Source organism: Nocardioides sp. CCNWLW239 (assembly GCF_037137035.1).
GTDB lineage: Bacteria > Actinomycetota > Actinomycetes > Propionibacteriales > Nocardioidaceae > Nocardioides.
In genome coordinates this window covers 572161-589037 of record NZ_JBBBNW010000001.1, presented here as the reverse complement: position 1 = coordinate 589037, position 16877 = coordinate 572161, and the positions used below count along the sequence as shown (strand labels likewise).

Here is a 16877-nt window from a genome sequence, read left to right as displayed (position 1 = left end):
GCTGACTCAGCCGGCCATGTCGGGGCGCCAGCGGAGCACTTCCCGCTGGAACGCCTCGGGGTCGACCATCGACTTGTCGATCTGGACCGCACCGGCCTCGTCGGTGTTGAACTCGACGACCCACTCGTCGGTGGCCGGCTCACCCTTGATGGTGATGTCGGTGTGGGTGTCGTAGAGGTCGTAGGTGTGGGTCTGCTCGTCCTTGCGTACGTCGAGCACGCCCTCCTCGGTGACCGTGACGGTGCTCTCGGTCATGAGCGAGCCGTCCTCGGGCTTGAAGGTGCGGACGGTGAGCTTCTTGGAGGCGGTGTCGTCGGCGGGCTTGGCGGGCTCGGGCACGGAGCTGTCGGCGCCGGGGATCTTGGCGCCGGGGAACTTGCCGGACTCGGCCAGCTTGACGGCCGCCAGCCAACCGCTCGAGCGGTGGGGGAGCGCATCGCTCGGGGTGTCGGGCAGGTCCACCGGGTCCGCGAGCGGGTCACCGGACGAAGACTTCTTGTCGCCCTGCTTCTTCGCGGTCGGCCGCTCGGGCAGGGTCACGGGTGCGGTAGGCGGACCGGCCGTGGGTGCTGCCGGGGAGTCGACCGGAGCGGGCGCCGTGGTCTCGACCGGCTCGAGGGGCTCGACGACGAGGCGCTCGGCCGGGGCGTCCGGGATGGGGAGGCTGGCCTCGGGCGGCGTGGGTGTCGCGGCCAGGGTGAGCTCGAGGGCCTGCATCGCCCGCTTGTTGGTGCTTCCGCCCTTGACGGCGAGCATGACGGCCTCGCGCAGGTCGGCGAGCTGCTTGGCGAGCTGGGCGCTGCGGCGCTCGGCGATCTGCCGGTCGACGATGGCCTGCTCGACCAGCTGGGTGTTGTGCAGGATCGAGGCTTCGACGGCCTGACGGTCGATCGCCTTCTGGCCGGCGATCTCCTCGGCCTCGGTGCGTAGCCGCACGGCCTCGGCCGCCAGCTCCTGGGCGTCGGCGAGACGGTTCATCATCTCGGTCATCCGGCGCTCGGCCTCTTCGCGCTCCTTGGCCTGGCCGGTGACGAGCTCGGTCATCGACTCGTGGGCGGTGCGCAGCGCGGTCTCCGCCGCGCGACGGCCCTCGTTGGCCTCGGTGGCAGCGCGCTCGGCCGCGCGCCGGCCCTCCAGCGCCTGCACGGCGAGGTCGGCGTGCTCGGAGGCGCGCTGGTCGGCGGCCATCCGGGCGAGGTTGGCGGCCTCGGCGGCCTGCTCGGCCTGCGAGGCGAGCTCGGTGAGCTGGCGGTAGCGCTCCTCGTTCTCGTTGGCCTCGTGAGCGGCCGCAGCAGCGAACTCGGCGTACTGCTTCGCGCTCTTCTCGGCCTCGAGCCGGGCGTCGTTGGCGGCGTCGGCGGCCTTGAAGGCGCGCAGCGCGGCCTCCTCGGCCTCGGTGCGCGCGGCGAGCGCCTCGGCCGCGGCGGCGTACTGGTCCGCCGCCGCGGCCTCCGCCGCGGCCCGGGTCATCGCGTGGTCCTCGGCGTTGGCGTCGGCGGCCTTGCGCTCCTCGAACGCCTCCTTCGCCGCCTCTTCGGCCTCGGCGCGCGCGGTCGCAGCAGCCTCGGCCGCGGCATAGGCGGCCTCGGCAGCAGCCTCGGCCTCCTTGCGAGCCTGCTCGGCCTGCTCGGCCTGCGTCGCCATCGTGACCGCCGCCTCCTCGGCGGCGATGCGCGCTGCGGACGCCTTCTCGGCCTCGGTCGCGCGATCGTTGGCGGCCTGCTCGGCGGCCTGGCGCGCGGTGAACGCGGCCAGCGCCTCGTCAGCACGGGCGGCGGCGGCCGTGTCGGCCTCCTCGCGCATCCGCGCGAGCTCCTCGGAACGGGTGTCGGCCTCGGTGCGGGCGGTGTAGGCGGCCTCGGCCGCGGCCTCCGCCTCGCTGCGTGCCTCATAGGCGGAGCGCGCTTCGTCGGCGGCCTTGCGAGCTGCCTTCTCAGCCGCGGCCAGCGCGTCGCGGAGCTCGTCCATCTCCTCGAGGCGGTCCTCGGCGGCCGCCTCGGCGACGCTGCGGGCGGCGTAGGCGGCCTTGGCCAGCTCGGCGTGCTCGGCGGCCTTCGCGTGTGCTTCGGCGGCGGACGTGGCCGCGGCCGTGGCCTCCTCGGCCTTGGCGCGGGCGGCCTCCTCGGCCTCGGTGCGGGCGCGGGCCTGCTCCTCGGCGGCTCGGGCCGCCTCGAGCAGACGGCGCTCGGCGTCCTCCAGCTCCTTGCCCCGCGCGACCGCGGCCTCTTCGGCCTCGGCGCGCTCCTTCGCGCGGGTGTCGGCGAGCTTCTCGGCCTCGACCCGGGCGCGGGCGTACTCCTCGGCGGCCTTCTCGGCGGCCTCGCGCGCCTGGTGGGCGTCGGCGGCCAGCTCGGCGTGGAGCTTGGCGGTCTCGTCGGCCTTCGCGCGGGCCGTGGCGTGCTGGGCGGCGGCCTCCTCGGCCACCAGTCGCTCGGCCGCCTGCTCGGCAGCCGCCTGCTCGGCGGAGATGCGAAGCGACTCGGCTGCGGCAGCGGCGCGGGCCAGCTCTGCCGCGCGCGCCGTCAGGTCCTCGTCGTCACCCGGCTGGGCGGCCGAATCACGGCTCCACCACTTGCCACTGGGGGTCTGCGTACTCACGAGGGTGAATGCTAACGGCGAAGTAGGGGGCGTGTGGAGTCTCCGAGAGGATTAACCCGCCTACTACCTGGAACTACATCAATGTAGTTCGGGACCCGGTGCTGACGTCAGTAGACGAGCGCCTGAACGCCGTCGCGCAGGATCTCCTCGGTGAAGACCACCGCACCCTTGATGGTGACGCCCTTGATCAGGTCGTCCTCGGTCAGATCGCGTCGAGACGCGCACTGGCTGCACACGGTGACCTGACCGGCCTCGATGACCAGCCCGATCAGCTCCTGCAGCGGCGCGGCGTTGTCCAGGGTGAACTCCTCCGCGCGCCCGGGCACGGCAAACCACGTCGCCTCACCGGTGAGCCACAGCGACACCTTCGCGCCGGCGGTCGCGGCCGCGGAGGCGACCGTGAAGGCCTGGTTCGTACGCTCGGGCGCCTCGGCGCCGACGGTCACCTTCACCACGAGTTCCTGCATGCCGAGCACATTAGCGCCTACGTTTCGGGTCGGTGGCGACGTACGGCCTAAACTCGGTGTGTGGCTTTCGAACTTCCGGAGAACCTTCACCCCGATGCCGGTCCCTGCGCGTGGATGCTCGGCACCTGGCAGGGCAACGGGCACGGTGACTATCCGACGATCGACAAGTTCGAGTTCGGGCAGGAGCTGATCTTCACCCACGACGGGCGACCGTTCTTCCACTACTTCGCACGCTCGTGGATCATCGACCCCGAGACCGGCGAGAAGGTGCGCGACGCCGCTCTGGAGACCGGCTTCCTCCGCTTCCGCCCCGAGGGCGAGGTCGAGTGGGTGATGACGCACAGCAGCGGCATCGTCGAGATCTGGTACGGCAAGGCCGAGGGCGGCAAGCTCGACGTCGTCACCGACGCGGTCGCTCGCACGGAGACGGCCAAGGAATACACCGCCGGCAAGCGCCTCTACGGCAACGTCGAGGGCGACCTGCTCTATGCGTACGACATGGCCGCGATGGGTCAGGCCCTGCAGCCGCACCTGTGGGCTCGGCTCAAGCGCGTCACCAAGTAGCCGTCGCGATGACCGAGGCGGCTGAGGACTGGCGCGAGGCCCTTCGGGCGAAGGGCTATCGCCTCACGCCCCAGCGCGAGCTGGTCCTCGGCGCCGTCGAGCGACTGCGGCACGCCACCCCCGAGGAGGTGCTCGCGGTCGTACGTGAGTCGTCCTCGGCGATCAACCTCTCCACCGTCTACCGCAACCTCGAGGTGCTCGAAGAGCTCGGGCTGGTGCGGCACGCCCACCTGGGCGAGCGGGCCTCGACCTACCACGCGGTCTCCGGTCGGCCACATTTTCATGCCGTGTGCAGGAAGTGTCAGAAGGTCACCAGTGTTGACCCTGCTGTGGCCGACGGAATTCGCGAGCGGCTGCGTGAGGAGTACGCCTTCGAAGCAGATGTCGCTCATCTGACCGTCTTCGGGGCGTGCGTCGACTGTTCTGCCAAGCCCACCTAGGAGCCCAGCACGATGACTGCCAGCCCCCTTCTGTCCCTGCCCGGTGCCGTCGCCGGCGATGGTGCGGACGCACCTGTCGCCGCCCACTACGGCTCGTTCAACCTGGAGCAGCGGACCTTGGCGTCCGGCGAGGGCTTCGTCGACCTCTCCCACCGCGACGTGGTGCGTGTGGCCGGACCCGACCGGCTGACCTGGCTGCACTCGCTGACCTCGCAGGCGTTCGAGGGGCTGGCCCCGGGGACCTGGACCTCCGCCCTGGTCCTGTCGCCGCAGGGACATGTCGAGCACTTCTTCTCCGGCGTCGACGACGGCTCCAGCTTTCTGGCGTGGACCGAGCCGGGCGCGGGGTCGGCGCTGGTCGACTACCTGGAGCGGATGAAGTTCTGGTCCGACGTGACGGTGACGCTCGAGCCGTCGCAGGCATCTGTCTGGCGTCCCGCGCAGGGCTACTCGTTCGTCCCGCGCGAGTCCTTGGAGACGTACGCCGCTGCCGCGGGTCCCGCCTGCGGCCTCTGGGCCTTCGAGGCCCTCCGGATCGAGCGCGGCGAGCCGCGCTTCGGCGTGGACACCGATGCGCGCACGATCCCCAACGAGGTCGGCTGGGTGCCCGGTGCCGCGGATGTGGTCGGACCGGAGTACGCCGTTCATCTCGACAAGGGCTGCTACCGCGGCCAGGAGACGGTCGCCCGCGTGCACACCCTGGGCCGCCCGCCCCGCCGCCTCGTCCTGCTCCATCTCGACGGCTCGGAGAACCGACTGCCGGTTCCTGGCTCGGAGCTGGTCTTCGGGGAGAAGACTGTGGGCTTCGTGGGTTCGTCGGCTCGTCACCACGAGCTCGGGCCGATCGCGTTGGGGCTGGTCAAGCGCAACGTACCTGTTGACGCGCAGCTCGTCGTGGACGGCATGCCGGTCGCGCAGGAGGTCCTCGTCGACCCCGAGATCGGCCTCCACGTCCGCCCGCTGAAGTCCTGATCTGCTGGTCAACTCGCGCCTGCTCGGGCAGGCTGTGGGCACAGGGTTCGTGATCGGGACCCGTGATCTCGGGGGTTGGCATGGGTGAGATTCGGATCGTCGTCGGGCAACAGACCCAGGCGGCGAAGCTGGTCGAGGGACGCATCAAGGAGCTGCAGGAGCTGCTGACCGGGCTCGGCGGGAAGCTCGACGAGGCCACGGAGTCCTTCAAGGGAAGCGCGGCGCAGGGTTTCGGCGAGGCCATCACCGAATGGTTCGAGAACACCGCGAAGCTCGGCGAGCAGATGGCCGAGTACGCCGGTGGTCTCTACGCCATCGACCTCATTCACCAGCGCAACGACGAAGGCGCCGCCGCCGCTGGTCGTTCACTGGAGGGCATGCTGTCGACGCAGGTCATGGCCAAGCTGGACGGACGGTCCTGATGGGAGCCGACGTCACCCTGGAAGCCGACGAGCAGGCTCTCCAGCAGCTCGCCTCGCTGCTGGAGGGCACCGCTGCGGAGCTGCGTACGTTCTTCGACCGGGTCGCCGCTGACGTCGACGCCCTCATCGGTGGCTGGCAGACGACCGGCGAGGACCACTCCCGCCAAGCACACGACCAGACCCAGTCGGCCCTCGTCGCCGCCGGCGGCCGCTCCGCGGACGCCCTGGACAAGATCGCCCAGGCGGTCGCGTCCTACGCCGAGAAGGTCCACGACACCGAGGTGCGCAACGTCGCCGCCATCGGCTGAGCCCGCGGTGGTGTGGACGCCGGCGGTGAAAGAAGTTTTTCTTTCACCGCCCGGGACATGTCAGTCGATGTCGCCGACGTACTTGCCGGGCGACGTGATCGGGACCTGTGCTCCTGCTCGTCCGCTGGCGACGGCGTTGCGTGCACGGGTCTCGAAGTCGGTCATGTCGATGTCGGGGTTCTCGGCGGAGAGTTTGGTTTGGCGCACCAGGATCACGGGGTAGCCGTCGACGTCGATGGTTCCGACGACTCCGAAGGCGGTGCCAGGGAGGAACAGGACCTCGAACTCCTTGGGGCGTCGGGAGACGGATTCGATCCCACGTCCTTCGGTTCCCATGACGGCGTAGACGCCGGGTGTGGTGAAGTTCTGGGTGGCTACGCGGGAGTCGCGTGACGTTGCGACGAGACCGCGGGCCACAGCAGTGCGGGCGGCCTTGCCGAACTCGGCGGTGGTGCTCATGCCGCGGAAGCTGATCCCCGACCAGCCTGGAAACGACTGGAGCTCCTTGAGGAGGGCGTTTGCCTGGTCTGTTTCCGGAGCCGCGTTCGGAGAGGTAGCTTTCCGGTTTGCTGTTTCCCACCGCTCTTGACGGTTCTGGCGCCAGCGCTCGGCCTCCTGCGCCGTGGTGCTGTAGAGCCTTTCCTCGCCGCGTCCCGTTCGGTACGGCTCTAGACGACGCGACGGTTTCCAGCACCGGTCTTGCGGATCCCAGTACGTGGCGTCGGCGAGACCGCATTTGACCTCGACCTTGTAGACCATCGGCCCGAGCTCGAACGGAGGAGTCCTCTCCTCAATGTAATAGTGGAGCCCGTCGTCCAAATCCAAGGGCATCGCGCCAGCGATCATCACCGGCTTGGGCTCGCTCAGGCCCGGAGGATTCGGGTCGCAGTCGAGTCGTGCATATGCCTCTTCGTCCGATTCACTGGTCGGCGCGTACGAGACGACGGTGAGGTCGCGGACGAGATAGAGACGGTTTGTACGCCCGGCGACCGGGCCGAATCCCCACGCATCGTGGACTCTCCAGGTGTTCCAGACCTCCGGAGTCGAACCCGACACGTCCGAGCCATGGCTGGCGAACCATGCATTCAGGGTCGCCAACGCCTCGGTTTCGGAGATCACGGAGCAGTCCTCCCTGGTGTCGGCCGCCTCGAGCGTCATGCGCGCGTACGCCGCTTCGGTCGATTCCGTCGACGGTGAGTAGGCGACGACGAGACCGTCCCGCACCATGTGGAGGCGGTTCGTGCGCCGCCCGCCCCTGGGGCTGAAGACCCGTGCGTCCTTGTGCTTGCTGATGCTCCACGCATCGAGGGTCGATGCCGACGTGTCGCGCCCACGCGCTTCGAACCAGCTGTTCAGAAATGCGAGTGCGTCAGCACCGTCGGACGTCATGAGTACGGCTCCTTCTCGGTATGCAGCTGGTCCTGTATGCGAAGCGGCGAGCTGACGTCAGTCGATGTCGCCGATGAATTTTCCGGGGGTATAGATGCGGTAGGTGCCCTTGACCTTCTTGGTCTCGTGTTCGTGGAGGGCGGCGACGCGGTTACGGATGTTGTCCCAGTCGACCTCGGCTCGGTCGGCGGGGTTGATGGTTGTCTGATTGACCAGGCGGATCGGAAAGCCGTCGACCTCGTAGTCGCCGATGAACTGGAAGAACGTTCCGGGCAGGAAGACGATCTCTTGCTCCTGTTTGATCGCGATGCTCTCGATCGCCCGCCCGTCCGGGCCCACGATCGCGTACGCCCCGGCACAGGTGTAGTTCTCGGTCGCCATCCGCAGGTTGCGTGAGGCGGGCACCAGGCCGCGGCAGACTGTGCTTCGGGTTCCCGTCCCGAACTGCGCCTCCCGGGTGAATCCGCGGAAGCTCACCCCCCACCAGGACGGCACACGGCGAAGCTCCGCGATGAGTTTTCGCGCTCGTTCGGCCATCGGATCGACCGGAGCCGGTGAAGGTGGCGCTGGGGGAGGTGGGAGCGGAGGAACGGGAGGAGTCGGGGGCGGAGATCCTTCCGGACGCGATGCGACAGTCGAGGAGGACGTTGTACGCCGCGGCGGAGGCGCAGGCAGGGGCGGCGGTCCAGGATCCTGCTGTATCGGGACAGGTGGTGGAACGAACTGCATGAAGTCGGCGGACGGAGGTAACTTGAGGTCTACATCCTTCGACGTCGAGATTGGCCTCATGGCGTTGATCTTCTCGAGAGCCGCTATGTGTAGGTCACGCGTGATCTCACCGGTCCTCTTGTCGATGAAGAGGACTTGCCCGTCCATCCTGGCGCCACCTTCGAGCCCGTCGAGAAAGAATTCTCGAGACCCATAGACCGGCATGAAATGTGTGTCGTCTTCGAAACCATCAGGCGAGACGTACAACGTGCCTGACATTGCTGGCGGATAATTCTCGAGGTAGCGGCGGGCGATCCAGCGAGCCTCTTCGAAAGTGACCATCGTCAGGTCGCTCCATTCTGGGTCTGTGTATGGGCAGTGCGCGCTTCATGGATGCGCATCTCTACGTTGTATCGACCCCAGTCGAGCCGGTGATTCTGTTCGCGAAGGGCTTGGAGCATGCCTGCCGCTTGAGATTTCTCGCTCGTGCTGGCGTTGGGGTCGTTCTGGATGTCCTCGAACTTCGTGAAGAGGCTCTCGTTCCTCTCGCGCCAGTGTTGATTGGCGTCGAGCTCGCGCTGCACCATCGACTCCGGGAGTTGGAGGGGATCGCCGCTACGAAGGCCGTGGCCCCAGGAAACGGTTTCGGCCTTGGTCTCGGCAGTGTCGGGACGCGCGGCCTGCAGGATCTCTTCGGTCGGCTTCAGGTCGTCAACCCGCATCACACGAATGTCGTTCCAGGGGTTCTGTTCCCGTTGATTGAAATGCATGTTGTCGAGATGAGAGCTTGCATCAGGTGTATTCGTCTGTCCATCGAACAGTCTGATGCTCCCGTCTGCTTCTTTGGTGAAGGAGAATATATGCGCGGCGCCGCCGTTACTCCATGATCCTGTGATGAAGCCGCGGGCTCCCGCGGGCAGGTCTTTCCCGTAAGCTTCGAGCGACTTGGCTGGGCTTTCCGTACCGTGGTCGCTCAGGTAGTCGAATTCACGGATCGAGCCGTCCTTCTGGCGCCATCCTGATTCGATGTTGGGTAAGTACCTGCCTTCGAAGGTCGGTGGCATTCTGTGGGTTCCATCTCCGGCACCATTCAACTCCCCACCTTCGACCGTCGGGCTCGCGGTGACATCGTATCCACGGGCACGTAGTTCCAGCGCTTCCACTACATTGTGGCAATTGTTTCCGAACCTGCCCTTGTCTGCCCAGTAACCGAGCTCGTTGACCTTCTTGACCGACTCTTCGATGGACTCGGGGACATCTAGGTGCGGTAGCTCTGCGTCCAGTAAGGCGTCGTGTTGGCCGGCGCTCCATTCCGTGGGGGTATCGGCGTCGGCGTCTTCGGCTGGGTCGGCCTCGTGGCTTGGGGTGTCACTCGTATCGGGCTCGTTCCGTAGGTTCTCCTCAGAACTGCTCTCTGGGTGGTCGTCCCCGTGCGTTCCGCCCGGGCCGTCATCATGGGATCCGCCGGGATGGGGGTGGCCGACCTCGCGTAGGTCGATCTCCCAGCGGCCGTCCGTGTCGTTCCAGTGCCGTCCGACGACATCGAACTCCGTGCCGGGCTTGAAGAGGATCTCTTTTTCGCCAGAGTTCAGCGAGATGTCGCTGATGTCCCGACCGGAGTGACCCTCGACCCGCACCAAGATTTTTTCCTTGGGAGCAGCTTCAGGATCGCGGCTGTCGTGGAGCTCATCGATCCAGTTGTTGGCGACATCCGGGGACTTGCTGGTGCTCAGGAACGCCGGATCGGAGAATCTTTCCCCTCCGAAGAGTTGGTCGATCGTCGAGCGCTCCATGTACATGCCGCGGTGGCTGACCTCTTGGGTCGGCGGCAGCGAGTCTAGTTCTCGCTTGACGCCGTCGATCATGTCGTCGGCGCCTATGAAGGGCGGTGCGTCGTACTCGCCGCGCAGGTACGGATTGATCCTGTTGTACGCCTCCCCGGCGTAATCCTGCGTGTTGGGATAGTCGTCGCCGTTGAGCCCTTCTTCGGGCTTGACGTGATCCTCGACGTGGACCGGGTCCTCGGTGGGCTGTGGTCCGTCCCGGTCGCTCAGCTCGAGTGAGTCGACATCCGGCTCGGCGTTCGTGCTGTCATCAGTGTGAGAGGGGTCGGGACGTAAGGGGTCCTCGGGCCCGGCGTGGTCGTCGACCTCGGGTTCGCGAATCGATGGCGCGGAGTCGTCCCCGGGTTGTGAGAGTGGGCTCTCGTCGGGTGTGGGCCCCGGGGTCGTCTCCCCGTGCCCGCCGAGCCTGCTCTCGAGGAAGCTCTGACCTGTGTCCGAGATCGAGCCCATCCTGGACTCGAGCCGGCTCATCGGATCACTGGACGATTCCGAGCCGGGCGCGCCGTGGCCGGGAGGGGCGGCGGTGGCCGAATCTGGCGTCGGCGCAGATCCATGGGGCGGGGGTCCTGCGGTAGGGGCAGGGGGAGTCTCGGGAACACCTCGCGCTGACGGGACATCGGGGGCGGGTACGTCAGGCGTGGGAACGCCGCCGCTGAAGAGGTTCTTGGTGATGTTCATCGAGTCGCCGAGGTTGTCCATGGCGTCGGCGGCGCGGTTGAGCCCGCTCGTGGTGCGGCCCATGTCGCTGATCGCGTCGATGGCGTCGGCGCCCATCCGTAGGCCACGGCTGGCGGCGCCGGCGGTGCCGCCGGTGAGGATTCCGGCGATGATGTCGGGGAGCAGGTGGCCGACGGCACGGGCGGGGTTGTCGGCCCAGGTGTCCCAGTCGAGCATCCCTTTGCCGAGCTGTTTGCCGAACTCGAGCGGGTCCTTCTTCGCAGCCTGCCACGCCTGCTCGAGCGTCTCGCCGTCGAGCTGGAACTGCATCTTCAGCTCTTCGGTCGTCAGCTCGCTCTCGTCCATGAGCCCGAGGCCGCGGAGCATCGACTGGGTCATCTGCCACTGGGGGTTGTACTTGCTGAAACCCATCTCGACGAGTTCCCACGTCGCCTCGGCGGCACCCTTGAGCATCTCGATGTTCGAGTGGATCCGGTTCTCCAGCCAGTTGCGCTTCTCGGGCGCGTTGCGGCAGGCGGAGCGTACGTCGGCAGCGCAGGCGCGGGCGGCGGCCTCGCGGCCGCGCTTCGCGGCTGCGTAGATCTCCAGTGCGTTCTTGCGGAGCTCCTCGCCGGGGTCGGTGAAGGGCTCCTTGGCCCAGGGATACTCGAGGCCGTCGGAGATCGCCTGTGACTTCAGCTTGTTGTAGCGGCCCTCGTATTCGGCGTACGCCGCTTTGGCCTCGCGGGTGGCGTCCTCGCCGCGCTGATACTCCTCCTTCGCCCGAGCAGCCTCGTTCTGGGCGTGCTCGAGAGCATCGGCGTAGGTGTTGAGTGCTGTGCCGCCAGACCGGAAGGCGCCACCAGCCTCCCACCAGCGATTCGGCTCCTGGTCGTTCTTGTCGCCGAAACGCTCGGCCGATCGGCCGTACCAACCCTTCTTGGTGTCCAGGTCGCGCAGGGCCGAGCCGGTGCCGCTGAAGAGGTCGGCCTTCTTGACCATGGTGCTGGCGCGGGAACGGATCCCGGCCGGGTCGCCCTTGATCTCGAAGTCAGGCACCCTGCCCGCCGATCTCGCGGGCGGCGGCGATCGCACCCTTCATCAGGTCGGCGCCCTCGTTGTCGAGCTCGACGTAGTTACCGGCTACCTTCCCGAGCGTCCCGGCCATGTTCGTGACGTCCTCGGTGAGGTTGTTGAGACCCTCTTCCCAGCGGTCCTTGAACTCCTCGACCGCCGACCAGACCTCGTCGCTGCCGAGCATGTCCGAGGTAGGGACGAAGTCCTCGACGTCCTTCTTCTTCAGCGCCTCGATCGTGTCGTTCAGGCCGGAAGCAGCAGTGATCAGCGACTCGAAGTCGACCCCGAACTCGTACGCCACGATGCCCCCGAAAGCACGTTGACGCTGCGCCGTGCAGCGATCTCACTTTAACTGAAGAGAACGACGGCAACCCGTCGGAACACGAGGTCAGCGACCGTGCAGACCAGCTCGGACGGCGTCGTGGGTGAGGGTGATGAGGAAGTCGCCCGGGATGCCGGGGTAGCCGTGGCTGAGCTTGCGCCATTCTGCCGGGATGGCGGAGGCACCCCAGCGGGCGCCGAGGAGGCCGCCGGCGATGGCGGCGACGGTGTCGGTGTCGTTGCCGATCCGGATGGCGGTGTTGAGCGCCTCGACGTAGTGGCTCCCCGGATCGACCTCGGGCACCGGGGTCTGGGCGATCGACGACCACGCCGCCTGGAGGGCGGTGACGACCCAGCCGTTGGGGTTGAACGTCGACGGCGGCTCGGTCTCGGCCTCGTCGAGCTTCTCGGTCCAGAAGGACGCCTCGGCGGGGGAGAGGAGGGAGAGGCCGGAGCGTACGTCGAGCTCGCCGTGCATCACCGCATGCTCGATCGCCAACGACCACAGTGCGCAGCCGGACTGCGCGTGCTCGTCCCAGTGGGTCAGCGCGCTCACAGCGGCAGCCGCCTCGGCGACGGCCGGCCGGTCCCCGAGATAACGCAACGGGACCGGAGCCGTACGCATCAGCGAGCCGTTGCCGCCGGTGTGCCGGGTCATCTCGTGGAGCTTCTCCGAGACGTAGCGCAGCCGCTCGGCGGTGGGGGACTCGCCGGCGGTGTTGAGCACCCGCGCGGTCTGGTTCCCGATGTCCTTCGGCCCGGTCTCCGACCACTCCCGGAAGTTGCGGCCGACCGCGGTCAGACCCTCCTCGGTGCGCAGGTCGTGGCCGCCCGCGGCGGCGTCGAGGATGCACCACGCCATCGTGGTGTCGTCGGTCCACTCGCCGGGCGCGAACGGCCCGAGCCCGCCGCCCAGCATCTGGGCCTTCTCGTCCGGTCCGAGCGTGGGCCGGTCGAACTCGTAGTGAGCCCCGAGCGCATCCGCGACTGCGGTCCCGACGATGGCCCCGACGGCCCGGTCACTCTGAGATTCGGTGAGCTTCACGCGACCCGACACTAGTGGCGGGTGTACTGGATGTGCGTGTCCGCCGCGGCGCGGGTGAAGCCGAGCCCTTCGTAGAGACGTACGGCCGGGGTGTTGTCGCCCTCGACATAGAGGTGGATCGCATCCACCCCGGTGTCTGCCAGGTGACGCAGCCCGAGGAGGGTGACCAGCTTGCCGAGGCCGCGACCCTGGGCGGAGGGGTCGACGCCGACGACGTAGACCTCGCCCTCGGTCTCGCTGTGGCGCTTGGTCCAGTGGAACGCGAGGAGCTTCTCGCTCTCCCACGCGGTGATCAGCCCCGACGCGTCGAACCAGGGCTCCGACATCCGCTCCCGCAGACCGGCCTCGTCCAGCGAGCCCTGCTCGGGGTGGTGGGCGAAGGCGGCGGCGTTGACCCGGAGCAGCTCGGCCTCGTCGCCGGGCTCGAAGCCGCGTACGAGGATCCCTTCCGGGGTCTCGGGAGCCGGTGGCAGACCGGCGGCAGGACGCCGCATCACCCACAGCTCACGGGTGCGCTCCCAGCCCTGCCTCGCGGCCAGCGCAGCCGCGGCCGGGTTGTCTCCGTGCGACCACGCCGTCGTCCCGGCCGGAAGCGAAGGCGCGCGCAGCAGCAGCTGGCGCCCCAGACCGACGCCGCGGTGCTGGGTCAGCACGACCAGGGAGAGCTCGGTGCCGATCAAGAGCCCGAAGCCGCGTACGTCACCCCAGATCGTGACGTCCTCCGGCCGGTTGCGCAGCGTCAAGAGGGTCGCCTCGTCGAGCGGGGCCACCCCGTCGTACGCCTCGGTCGCCTTGGCGATGTCCAGGACCTGGTCGACGCTGAGTGCCATGCGCCCAGCCTAGGCGTCGGCCCCCAGGCGAGGAGACGGGGCCAGACGGGCGTTGTCGGCGGCGGCGTCGTTGTTCTTCGACGGGAGCACGAAGCGGTAGCCGACGTTGCGGACGGTGCCGATGAGCGTCTCGTTCTCGGGACCGAGCTTGGCGCGCAGGCGACGTACGTGGACGTCGACGGTGCGGGTGCCGCCGAAGTAGTCGTAGCCCCAGACCTCCTGCAGCAGCTGCTGGCGGGAGAAGACGCGGCCCGGGTGCTGGGCGAGGAACTTCAGGAGCTCGAACTCCTTGAAGGTCAGGTCGAGCGCGCGGCCGCCGATCTTGGCGGTGTAGGTGGCGTCGTCGACGACGACCTCACCGGAGCGGATGACGTGGGCCTCGGGGTCGGAGGCGTCGCGAGCCGCCGAGCTGCGGCCGATCGCGAGCTTGATCCGGGCCTCGAGCTCGGCCGGACCACAGGTGTGCAGCACGACGTCGTCCATGCCCCAGTCGTGGGAGACGACCGCGAGGCCGCCCTCGGTGGCGATCAGCAGGACGGGGATGTCGGTGCCGGTGGTGCGGATCAGCCGGCACAGGTCGCGAGCCTGGGCGAGGTCCTGCCGTCCGTCCACCAGCAGCAGGTCGGAGTCGGGCGCCTCGAGAAGCGCGCTACCTTCGGCAGGGAGGATCTTCACCTGATGGCCGAGGAGCGAGAGCCCTGGAAGGACGTCTGTCGACGGCTGGAGCGAACTGGTCAGCAACAGAAGCGAGCTCATGGGGGTGCCTCTCGGTCAGAGAAAGAGCACCGAAACGCAACATTGAGCCTCGGTGAGGTGATCGTAGGACCATGTTAACGAAACATCGCGGTGACACAGGAAGGTTGTCCACGAGAAAGTGACGAACGTAATAGAGGTCCGCTACTGGGCGGCGGCCAAGTCCGCGGCCGGGACTCCCTCGGACGAGATCGAGGTCGACGGCCCGTTGACGCTGGCAGAAGTCGTACGCCGCGCCGCGGAGCTCCACGCCGACACGCGCCTTCCCGAGGTGCTGAAGGTCTGCTCGGCGCTCATCGGGGATCGCCCGGCAGGTACGGGCGACCCCGGTGGGATCGAGGTCCCACCGGGGTCGACGGTCGAGTTCCTGCCGCCGTTCGCGGGCGGCTAGATCACAGCTGGTGGGGAGCCCGCGCCCGGTGACTCACCTGCGTAAGGGCCTGCCGGGGCGGGCAGGTCCTAGCTCCTCAGCTCTCGATCGCGGCCGGCTCCGACGTGGGGCTCGTCGCGATCTGGATCTTGCGCGGCTTGGCCTTCTCCGCGACGGGGACGACCAGGCGCAGCACGCCGGCGTCGTAGGCGGCCTCGATGTGGTCGAGGTCGAGGTTGTCACCGAGCACGAGCTGACGGCTGAAGGTGCCGCGCATGCGCTCGTTGGCCAACATCTGCCAGTCGCCGTTCTTGGCGACCCGTTCGGCCTTGACGGTCAGTACGTTGCGCTCGACGTCGAGGTCGATGGTGTCCGGGCTGACGCCGGGAAGGTCGAACTCGATGACGAACCGGTCGCCCTCGCGCCAGGCATCCATCGGCATCACGGCCGGGCGGTTGGTGGTGCCGCCGCCGAGGAGCTGCTGGGTGATGCGATCGAACTCGCGGAACGGATCGGTGCTTCGGATCAGCATGATTCCCTCCTCACGGGATCTATATCGGTCGATACACCTTTTATATATTCCAACCGCTAGAGGATTTCAAGCCCACATGTCAGAATCGATCCTGTGAAGGAGCGAACCAGGGCCGTCTACGCGATCTCCGTGGCCGCCGACATGGCCGAGATGCAGATCCAGAACCTGCGCGTCTACGAGCGCCGGGGGCTGGTCGACCCTGCGCGCACCGCAGGCGGCACCCGGCTCTACTCCATCGCCGACATCGAGCGCCTCATCCGCATCCGGGACCTGCTCGCCGACGGGCTCAACCTCGCCGGCATCGCCCGCGTGCTGGCTCTGGAGGAGGACGTACGCCGGCTGAAAGCGGCCAACGAGAAGCTTCGGCGCGCCTCGGGGGAATGAGCGGGGCGGGTTACCGGTTCAATAGTCACATGAGCACCGGAGCCTGGATCGCCGTCATCGCGATAGCCGTCGCGCTCGCCTTCGGCGTGTTCCGACTGCTCACCGACGGCCGCTTCCGAGGCACGAAGGAGCTCCACGTGGCCCACGAGGATCACGCCCCAGAGCCGCGCGCGTGGGATGCGGTCACCGACGCGCTGGGTGAGACCGAGCTCGGTGAACGCGCGACGCTCGTGCAGTTCTCCAGCGCTTTCTGCGCGCCCTGCCGGGCGACCCGGCGGATCCTGGGCGAGGTCGCCGAGATCGTCCCGGGTGTGGTGCACCTCGAGATCGATGCCGAGCACCACCTCGACCTGGTCCGGCGGCTCGACATCCTGCGGACTCCCACGACGCTGGTGCTGGACGGCGTCGGCAAGGAGGTGGCGCGGGCTTCCGGCGCCCCGCGCAAGGAGCAGGTCCTGAGCGCGATCCCGACCTACGATCTCGAATCCTGATACTTCGGTCCGCATTCCGAGACATTCGTTTCGTGCTCGTCGAGCATCACGCTACTGTCGTCGCATGTTCTCGACCATGCTGACCAAGCGCCGCGCAGTGGATCACTGCCGCGTGCGCTCGGCGCTGTGTCGTTCCTGCCGCTGATTCCCTGAGATTTGTCGACTCAGTCGACACCGGGGACCGCTTTCGCCTGTCAGGCTCTTCCTGACGATCTCCCCTCTCTCGCAGGAGCACACCTATGTCCGAGACCTCGCACCAGACGGCGACACAGACCGGAATCGACCCGCGCGGCCCGCAGTTCGCTGCGGCGCTGACCGTCGTCGTACTCATCCTGGCTCTGCTGCTCCCGCAGCCATGGGCGCTCGTGGTGACGGCCATTCAGACCGTGCTCTTTGCGATCGGGGCTGGTCTCGGCGTTCAGCGGACCCCTCACGCCTGGCTCTTCAAGAAGCTCGTACGTCCGCGCCTCGGTGCGCCGGACGAGCTCGAGGACCCGGCACCGCCCCGGTTCGCCCAGGGCGTCGGCCTCGCCTTCGTCGTGGTCGCGCTCGTGGCTTACCTCCTCGACGCCACGCTCGTGGCGCAGATCGCCCTCGGCCTCGCGCTGGTGGCGGCCGTGCTCAATGCCGTCTTCCGGTTCTGCCTCGGCTGCGAGATGTACCTCTTGATCAAGCGCTTCGCCTGATCCCCTGAACGCAAGAAAC

At 67.9% G+C, this 16877-nt stretch carries 19 protein-coding genes; 9 read left to right on the top strand and 10 right to left on the bottom strand.

Annotated features, from left to right (window positions below; genetic code table 11):
- Positions 1-6: 6 nt before the first annotated feature.
- Together WBG06_RS02910 and WBG06_RS02905 are read right to left on the bottom strand one after the other, a co-directional pair.
- Positions 7-2598: a hypothetical protein gene (locus tag WBG06_RS02910; RefSeq protein WP_336734982.1), complete on the bottom strand. Its 2592-nt coding sequence runs from the start codon at positions 2596-2598 to the stop codon at positions 7-9.
- A gap of 107 nt (positions 2599-2705) precedes the next feature.
- On the bottom strand, positions 2706-3065 hold the full coding sequence (locus WBG06_RS02905; RefSeq protein ID WP_336734980.1) for a DsrE family protein: 360 nt from the start codon (positions 3063-3065) through the stop codon (positions 2706-2708).
- A 60-nt stretch (positions 3066-3125) separates the two neighbouring features.
- On the opposite strand from WBG06_RS02905, the gene WBG06_RS02900 reads away from it, so the two are divergent.
- The 5 genes from WBG06_RS02900 to WBG06_RS02880 all read left to right on the top strand — a co-directional run bounded on the left by WBG06_RS02900 (position 3126) and on the right by WBG06_RS02880 (position 5771).
- Positions 3126-3629, top strand: coding sequence for an FABP family protein (locus WBG06_RS02900; RefSeq protein WP_336734978.1), 504 nt, complete (start codon positions 3126-3128; stop codon positions 3627-3629).
- Between the two features lie 8 nt (positions 3630-3637).
- The gene (locus tag WBG06_RS02895) at positions 3638-4069 is read left to right on the top strand and encodes a Fur family transcriptional regulator (RefSeq protein WP_336734976.1); all 432 of its coding nucleotides are present in this window, start codon (positions 3638-3640) and stop codon (positions 4067-4069) included.
- 12 nt (positions 4070-4081) lie between these two features.
- Positions 4082-5041, top strand: a complete 960-nt coding sequence (gene ygfZ / locus WBG06_RS02890; RefSeq protein ID WP_336734974.1) for a CAF17-like 4Fe-4S cluster assembly/insertion protein YgfZ — start codon at positions 4082-4084, stop codon at positions 5039-5041.
- Between the two features lie 80 nt (positions 5042-5121).
- Complete coding sequence (locus tag WBG06_RS02885; RefSeq protein WP_336734972.1) at positions 5122-5463, top strand: WXG100 family type VII secretion target; 342 nt, start codon at positions 5122-5124, stop codon at positions 5461-5463.
- Positions 5463-5771: a WXG100 family type VII secretion target gene (locus tag WBG06_RS02880; RefSeq protein WP_336734970.1), complete on the top strand. Its 309-nt coding sequence runs from the start codon at positions 5463-5465 to the stop codon at positions 5769-5771. The genes WBG06_RS02885 and WBG06_RS02880 overlap by 1 nt, the downstream gene beginning before the upstream one ends.
- Before the next feature lie 60 nt (positions 5772-5831).
- Here the strand turns inward: WBG06_RS02880 and WBG06_RS02875 are convergent, their stop codons facing one another.
- The 7 genes from WBG06_RS02875 to WBG06_RS02845 all read right to left on the bottom strand — a co-directional run bounded on the left by WBG06_RS02875 (position 5832) and on the right by WBG06_RS02845 (position 14398).
- Complete coding sequence (locus tag WBG06_RS02875) at positions 5832-7160, bottom strand: hypothetical protein (RefSeq protein ID WP_336734968.1); 1329 nt, start codon at positions 7158-7160, stop codon at positions 5832-5834.
- A 57-nt stretch (positions 7161-7217) separates the two neighbouring features.
- On the bottom strand, positions 7218-7541 hold the full coding sequence (locus WBG06_RS02870) for a hypothetical protein (protein ID WP_336734966.1): 324 nt from the start codon (positions 7539-7541) through the stop codon (positions 7218-7220).
- Positions 7542-8212: 671 nt separating this feature from the next.
- Entirely contained in the window at positions 8213-11428 is a 3216-nt protein-coding gene (locus WBG06_RS02865) for a putative T7SS-secreted protein (protein ID WP_336734964.1), read from the bottom strand.
- On the bottom strand, positions 11421-11747 hold the full coding sequence (locus WBG06_RS02860; RefSeq protein WP_336734962.1) for a hypothetical protein: 327 nt from the start codon (positions 11745-11747) through the stop codon (positions 11421-11423). The genes WBG06_RS02865 and WBG06_RS02860 overlap by 8 nt, the downstream gene beginning before the upstream one ends.
- Positions 11748-11834: 87 nt before the next feature.
- A complete protein-coding gene (locus tag WBG06_RS02855; protein ID WP_336734960.1) occupies positions 11835-12812 on the bottom strand; it encodes an ADP-ribosylglycohydrolase family protein in 978 nt (325 codons plus the stop codon).
- 11 nt (positions 12813-12823) lie between these two features.
- Entirely contained in the window at positions 12824-13642 is an 819-nt protein-coding gene (mshD, locus tag WBG06_RS02850; RefSeq protein WP_336734958.1) for a mycothiol synthase, read from the bottom strand.
- A 9-nt stretch (positions 13643-13651) separates the two neighbouring features.
- The gene (locus tag WBG06_RS02845) at positions 13652-14398 is read right to left on the bottom strand and encodes a response regulator transcription factor (RefSeq protein WP_336734956.1); all 747 of its coding nucleotides are present in this window, start codon (positions 14396-14398) and stop codon (positions 13652-13654) included.
- A gap of 118 nt (positions 14399-14516) precedes the next feature.
- Here WBG06_RS02845 and WBG06_RS02840 point away from each other — a divergent pair, with 118 nt between their 5' ends.
- Complete coding sequence (locus WBG06_RS02840) at positions 14517-14786, top strand: MoaD/ThiS family protein (RefSeq protein ID WP_336734954.1); 270 nt, start codon at positions 14517-14519, stop codon at positions 14784-14786.
- Positions 14787-14862: 76 nt separating this feature from the next.
- Here the strand turns inward: WBG06_RS02840 and WBG06_RS02835 are convergent, their stop codons facing one another.
- A complete protein-coding gene (locus WBG06_RS02835; protein WP_336734952.1) occupies positions 14863-15297 on the bottom strand; it encodes an Hsp20/alpha crystallin family protein in 435 nt (144 codons plus the stop codon).
- 93 nt (positions 15298-15390) lie between these two features.
- Between WBG06_RS02835 and WBG06_RS02830 the strand changes: the two genes are divergently transcribed.
- The 3 genes from WBG06_RS02830 to WBG06_RS02820 all read left to right on the top strand — a co-directional run bounded on the left by WBG06_RS02830 (position 15391) and on the right by WBG06_RS02820 (position 16858).
- Positions 15391-15681 carry a MerR family transcriptional regulator gene (locus WBG06_RS02830; protein WP_336734950.1) on the top strand — a complete coding sequence of 97 codons (291 nt, stop codon included), beginning with the start codon at positions 15391-15393 and terminating at the stop codon, positions 15679-15681.
- Positions 15682-15710: 29 nt separating this feature from the next.
- Positions 15711-16172 (top strand): thioredoxin family protein, encoded by a 462-nt coding sequence (locus tag WBG06_RS02825; RefSeq protein WP_336734948.1) that lies wholly within the window; start codon positions 15711-15713, stop codon positions 16170-16172.
- A 239-nt stretch (positions 16173-16411) separates the two neighbouring features.
- Entirely contained in the window at positions 16412-16858 is a 447-nt protein-coding gene (locus WBG06_RS02820; protein WP_336734946.1) for a DUF4395 domain-containing protein, read from the top strand.
- Positions 16859-16877 lie beyond the last annotated feature (19 nt).